This window comes from Immundisolibacter sp. (genome assembly GCF_028696615.1).
In the GTDB taxonomy this organism is placed as follows: domain Bacteria; phylum Pseudomonadota; class Gammaproteobacteria; order Immundisolibacterales; family Immundisolibacteraceae; genus Immundisolibacter.
In genome coordinates, this window is record NZ_JAQVGQ010000170.1 from 1 (window position 1) to 5,851 (window position 5,851).

3 protein-coding genes and 1 pseudogene are annotated in these 5,851 nt (G+C 68.6%); 2 read left to right on the forward strand and 2 right to left on the reverse strand.

Translation table 11 applies throughout. From position 1 onward, the window contains the following. Together PHC73_RS10630 and PHC73_RS10635 are read right to left on the reverse strand one after the other, a co-directional pair. A pseudogene (locus tag PHC73_RS10630) lies at positions 1-249 on the reverse strand (nicotinate-nucleotide diphosphorylase (carboxylating)); the annotation flags it as partial. A gap of 119 nt (positions 250-368) precedes the next feature. Further along, complete coding sequence (locus PHC73_RS10635; RefSeq protein WP_300127793.1) at positions 369-2,339, reverse strand: alkaline phosphatase; 1,971 nt, start codon at positions 2,337-2,339, stop codon at positions 369-371. Between the two features lie 295 nt (positions 2,340-2,634). Here PHC73_RS10635 and clpB point away from each other — a divergent pair, with 295 nt between their 5' ends. Continuing rightward, entirely contained in the window at positions 2,635-5,223 is a 2,589-nt protein-coding gene (gene clpB, locus PHC73_RS10640; RefSeq protein ID WP_366949858.1) for an ATP-dependent chaperone ClpB, read from the forward strand. A 102-nt stretch (positions 5,224-5,325) separates the two neighbouring features. Continuing rightward, the gene (locus tag PHC73_RS10645) at positions 5,326-5,604 is read left to right on the forward strand and encodes a hypothetical protein (protein ID WP_300127799.1); all 279 of its coding nucleotides are present in this window, start codon (positions 5,326-5,328) and stop codon (positions 5,602-5,604) included. Positions 5,605-5,851 lie beyond the last annotated feature (247 nt).

Genomic DNA, 5,851 nt, shown 5'->3' on the forward strand with positions numbered 1-5,851 from the left:
GTTGGGGCTGACCGCGTCGCCGTCGGACACGCGCCAGTCGATCCGCAGCGCGGGGTCGAGCTGCCGGAACACGGCATCGAACCAGTCGCGCCCGCAGATCACCGCCGCTTCGCGGCAGACGACGCGCGCCGTGGCCTGCGCATCCGCCGGGATCAGGCCGGCGGTGAGGTCGCCGGTGCCGACGTCTTCGGCAAGCGCCGCGCGGACCTGCGCGTCGATGGTGGCGAGGGTGTGAGCGTCTGGGTGCATGGGCGCTGTCGACGGGCGTGGGTGGCGGGGCGTCGGTCCATTATCGCCGTCCAGAACCACAAAGGGGCCGCCGCGACGCAGCGGGCGCGGCGGGCCCTGATCCCGAACGGCTGCCTGGGTCAGTCGTCGTCGCGCATCGGTCGTACGCCGCCTGTCACCGCCTGCACCAGCCTGAAGAACACGTCGGTGTTGTCGATCACGCCGCCGAACAGGCTGGCGCCGCGCCCGTCGGCCGACAGCGGGACGTCGGTGGCGGTGTGCACGGCGGTGATGCCGCGAAGCTGGCCGGTGATGAGGTAGCCGCCGGCCTGGTCGCGCAGCGGGCGGCCGAGCGACGCCACCTGGCCGTCGATGGCGTTGATCGCCGGGTAACCCGACAGCGGCGCCTGGCCGTCGAACGGCTGCTGCGTGTCGTGCACCGGCCGGGCGTTGCTGCGCCAGTCCTCGTAGCGGTCGGCGTTGGCGCCGTAGCCGATCAGCATCTTGTGGTCGACGTCGGTGGTGGCGGGGTAGCCGTCCGCCTCGATGGTGTAGCGCGGGAAGCCGGCCGCCTCGTACTGGCCGACGACCTGTTGCAGTTCGGGGCCGGTCTTGCTTTGCAGCACCGCGTCGGTGACCGTGGAGGCGCCGATGATGGCGGCGCCGGCGCACTCGTGATCGGCCGTGACGATGACCAGCGTGCCCGGGTGCGTGTTGGCGAAGTCCTGCGCCACCTTGACGGCACGGTCGAGCTCGATGGTGTCCAGGATCCACCGTTCGGCGTCCATGTTGTGGGCCTGTTTGTCGATGGAGGCGGCTTCTGCCATCAGGATGAAGCCGTGCGGGCTGTTGGCGTCGAGCACCTTGAGCGCCTTGGCGGTCATCTCGTCCAGCATCGGCTGGTCGGGGAAGCCGACGTCCTGCACCACCGTGCTGGTGCCGCGCCGGCCGCCGATCTTGTCGAGCGCCACGTTCATGTTGGAGTAACTGAACAGGCCCAGCAGTTTGCCGCCGCCGGCGCCATCCATCTCGGTCTTGTTGGCGGCGTAGGCCCAGCCGGCGGCGGTGAAGTCGGCGATCAGATCGCGGTCCGGGTCTTTGGCGCCGGCCGGCACGCCCCAGCCGGCGGCCAGGTCCGCCGGCAGCACGTAATCGCTGCTCGCGCTGCGCGCCGAGCCCGGCGTGCCGGCCGGCAGGAACCACTTGCGCCCGCCGCCCATCAGCACGATCAGACCGCTCTGGTCGGCCTGGTCGAGGTACTGGTCGACGATACCGGTGCCGGCGCCGCGATTGGACGTGTGCACGGCGTTCGCCGCCGGCGTCGCGTCGAACACATCGGCGGTGGTCAGGATGCCGAGCTGTGTGCCCTGCGTGCGGTGCAGGTATTCGGACAGGTACTCCACGCGCGGGTTGTCGAAGGCGTCGGTGGTGTCGTCCGGAAACACGCCTTCCTGGTTGTTGGCCTGTTTGTTGCCATTGACGTAGCTGGCCATGCCGGGCGACGAGTCGGTCACGATCGAGTTCAGCGACGCCGTCTTGACCAGCGCCGTGTTCGGGAAGGTGTCCATCGCCAGCGGGCTTCGGGCTTTGCCCTGCGTGTAGCCGCTCAGCATGACGCGGGCGGCGGTGCGGTGTGTCGCCCCCATGCCGTCGCCGACCATGATGATGACGTTCTTGACCTTGCGCCCGCCCGGCAGGATGGGTTCGACGCGGAAGTTGCCGGTCGCGCTCACGGTGTCGCCGTTGGCCTGCGTGGCCACCACCTTCAGCGTGTGCATGCCCGGTCGCAGCGTGCTGTAGGCGCGCCGCGACGCCACTGCCGACGCCGGCGCCAGCCCGCTGACAAGACCGGTCGTGGTCAGCGTCGGCTGGCCGCGCACCGGCACGCCGTCCACGGTGAACTTGACCGCCGTGACCGGCGAGCCGTCGCTCGGCTGGATGGTCGCCTGCAGATCGAAGCGCTGGCCGGGCGCGAAGCTGGCGATCACCGGCTGCGCCTGGCCGCTGCGGAACAGCTCGCTCGGCGGCGTCAGGCGCGTGACCTGGCCGGCGGCGAGCGCATCGCCGGCCGACAGTGCGGCGGTGACGGCCAGCGCCAGTGCAGTCAGCATCGCTGCGCGAGAAAAAGAAAAGGATGTCGTCGCCATGCCGTTGCCTGCTCAGGTGTGACGGCGCACACCATAGTCGCCTGCGGTTGCAGTTTTGTGGTCACCCCGCAAGAAACGTGTTTCGGTGGCGCCGTCCGATGCGGGTCTGGATTGAACCGCTCCGGCGTTCTCGCAGGTCCCCGGTGACCCGGAACTGATTCCAATCAGCGGAATCGGCGGCAACGCTTGAACGCCCGGCGTTTGTCCCCCACCTTGTCCGCAACGGGCGCATTGACCGCGCCGGACCGGAGACAAATCGATGCGAATGGACAAACTGACGACGCAGTTTCAGAAGGCGCTGGCCGACGCGCAAAGCCTGGCCGTGGGCCGGGACCACCAGTTCCTGGAACCGCTGCACGTGCTGGCCGCCATGCTGGCGCAGGATGGCGCCGGGGTCGGCACGCTGCTGGCGCACGCCGGCGTGGCGGTGGATCGCCTGCGCGCGGAGCTCGGCAAGGCGCTCGAACGCCTGCCGCAGGTGCAGGGCGTGGGCGGCGACGTGCAGCCCTCGCAGGCGCTGATGCGGGCGCTGAATCTGGCCGACAAGTACGCCCAGCAGCGTGGTGATCAGTTCATCGCCAGCGAGATGTTCGTGCTGGCGGCGCTCGAGGACACCGGCGAGACCGGCCGCATCCTGAAGGCCGCCGGCGCCACGCGCGACAAGATCGAAAAAGCCATCGACGCCGTGCGCGGTGGCGAGAAAGTCACCTCCGAAAACGCCGAGGAAGCCCGCGGCGCGCTCGACAAATACACCATCGATCTGACCGAACGCGCCCGTCAGGGCAAGCTTGATCCGGTGATCGGCCGCGACGAGGAAATCCGCCGCGTGATCCAGGTGCTGTCCCGGCGCACCAAGAACAACCCGGTGCTGATCGGCGAACCGGGTGTCGGTAAGACCGCCATCGTGGAGGGCCTTGCCCAGCGCATCGTCAACGGCGAGGTGCCCGAGACGCTCAAGAACAAGCGCGTGCTCGCGCTCGACATGGGCGCGCTGATCGCCGGCGCCAAGTACCGCGGCGAGTTCGAGGAGCGCCTCAAAGCCGTGCTGAACGAGCTGGCCAAGCAGGAAGGCCAGATCATCCTGTTCATCGACGAGATTCACACCATCGTCGGTGCCGGCAAGGCCGAGGGCGCCATGGACGCCGGCAACATGCTCAAGCCCGCATTGGCGCGTGGCGAGCTGCACTGCATCGGCGCCACCACGCTCGACGAATACCGCCAGCACATCGAGAAGGACGCCGCGCTCGAACGGCGCTTCCAGCAGGTGTTCGTGGATGAGCCGAGCGTGGAGGACACCATCGCCATCCTGCGCGGCCTCAAAGAGCGCTACGAGGTGCACCACGGCGTCGAGATCACCGACCCCGCCATCGTCGCTGCGGCCACGCTGTCACACCGCTACATTTCCGGGCGCAAGCTGCCGGACAAGGCCATCGACCTCATCGACGAGGCCGCCAGCCGCATCCGCATGGAGATCGACTCCAAGCCCGAGGCCATGGACCGCTTGGAGCGGCGCCTGATCCAGCTGAAGATGGAACACCTGGCGCTCGAGAAGGAACAGGACGAGGCCTCGCGCAAGCGCTTGGCGGCGATCGACGAGGAAATCGCCCGCCTGCAGCGCGAATACGCGGACCTGGAGGAAATCTGGCGCGCCGAGAAGGCGGCCGTGGGCGGTGCCCAATCCATCAAGGAAGAGCTCGATCGCCTGAATCAGGAATTCGAGGCGGCGCGCCGCGCCGGCGACCTCGAACGCGCGGCCGAGATCCAGTACGGCCGCATCCCGGAGCTCAAGCGTCGCCTGGAGGCGGCCGCCACCGCCGAGCAGGGCCCGCGCAAGCTGCTGCGCAGCCAGGTCACCGAGCAGGAGATCGCCGAGGTCATCTCGCGCTGGACCGGCATCCCGGTCGCCAAGATGCTCGAGTCCGAGCGCGAAAAACTGTTGCACATCGAAGACGCCCTGCACCAGCGCGTGGTCGGTCAGGACGAGGCGGTGCGCGCGGTGGCCGACGCCATCCGCCGCTCGCGCGCCGGGCTCATGGCGCACGAGCGGCCGATCGGCTCGTTCCTGTTCCTGGGGCCGACCGGTGTCGGCAAGACCGAGCTGTGCAAGGCGCTGGCCGAGTTCCTGTTCGATTCCGAGCAGGCCATGGTGCGCATCGACATGTCCGAGTACATGGAACAGCACTCGGTGGCGCGCCTGATCGGCGCCCCGCCGGGCTACGTCGGCTACGAGGAAGGCGGCCAGCTCACCGAGCGCGTGCGCCGGCGCCCGTACTGCGTGATCCTGCTCGACGAGATCGAAAAGGCGCACCGCGACGTGTTCAACGTGCTGCTGCAGGTGCTGGACGACGGCCGGCTGACCGACGGTCACGGTCGCACGGTGGATTTCCGCAACACCATCATCGTGATGACCTCGAACCTGGGTTCGGATCGCATCCAGGAGATGGCCGGCCAGCCGTACGAAGCCATCAAAGCGGCGGTGCTGGACGTGCTGCGTCACCAGTTCCGGCCGGAGTTCCTGAACCGCATCGACGAGACGGTGGTGTTCCATCCGCTCGGCCGCGAGCACCTGCGGCGCATCGTCGACATCCAGGTGGCCGGCCTGCGCCAGCGCTTGGCCGAGCGCGACATACGCATCGAGTTCGACGAGGCGGCGCTCGACTGGCTGGCCCGGGTCGGTTTCGATCCGGTGTACGGTGCCCGGCCGCTGAAGCGCGCCATCCAGCAGTACGTCGAAAACGTGCTGGCGCGCGACATCCTGGCTGGCAAGATCGCCGACGGCGACAGCATCCGGGTGTCGGTGGGCGACGATGGGCTGAAATTCGAGAAAATCGTCGCGGCGGCGGCCTGACCGCCTAGTCTGTTAACCTGCCGGCCCCGCCGTCCTGGTGGGGCCGTGCTGCCCGGGATTGGCGGCACGGCCTGTCCCGACTCATCATCGAGGAACGTACACATGAGCAAAAAGCCTTTCATCATCCTGTCGGTTCTGGCTGGCCTGACGCTGGCCGGCTGCGGCGAGAAGGGGCCGGCCGAGCAGGCGGGCGAGAAGGTCGATCAGGCCGTCGAGCAGACCAAGGACGCGGCCAAGGAAGCCGGTGAGAAGGCCAAGGAAGCCGCTGAGGAGGCCAAGGAAGCCGTCGACGAAGCGGCCCAGAAGACCGAACAGGCGGTCGACAAGGCGGTCGAGGAGAAGCAGGAGTCCGGCGAGGAGAAGCCGGACTCGGCACAGTAAGCCGGCTGCACCCGGTGGCGGCTGGCCGGCGCCGGGTGCGTCTTGCAGAAGGCAGATTCGGGGAAGCGCCGGATTTTTGCGGCGCTCTCCTTGCAGGGTGGAATGCCCCGCCGCGACCCGCGGCACAGGCGGCCGATTCTCGCCGCGACGGTCTGAAAAATTCCACGCACGGACCGTTTGGCATTTTTCAAGGCGCCGTCGACGCGCCGGCGGGCGACGCGCTGTGTCAGCCTGGCGCCCCGCGTTG

Bases quoted from the DNA above. Each gene is read 5' to 3' on its own strand.
- PHC73_RS10645 (WP_300127799.1), top strand. From the start codon at position 5,326: ATGAGCAAAAAGCCTTTCATCATCCTGTCGGTTCTGGCTGGCCTGACG.
- clpB (WP_366949858.1), top strand. From the start codon at position 2,635: ATGCGAATGGACAAACTGACGACGCAGTTTCAGAAGGCGCTGGCCGAC.
- PHC73_RS10635 (WP_300127793.1), bottom strand. From the start codon at position 2,339: ATGCTGACTGCACTGGCGCTGGCCGTCACCGCCGCACTGTCGGCCGGC.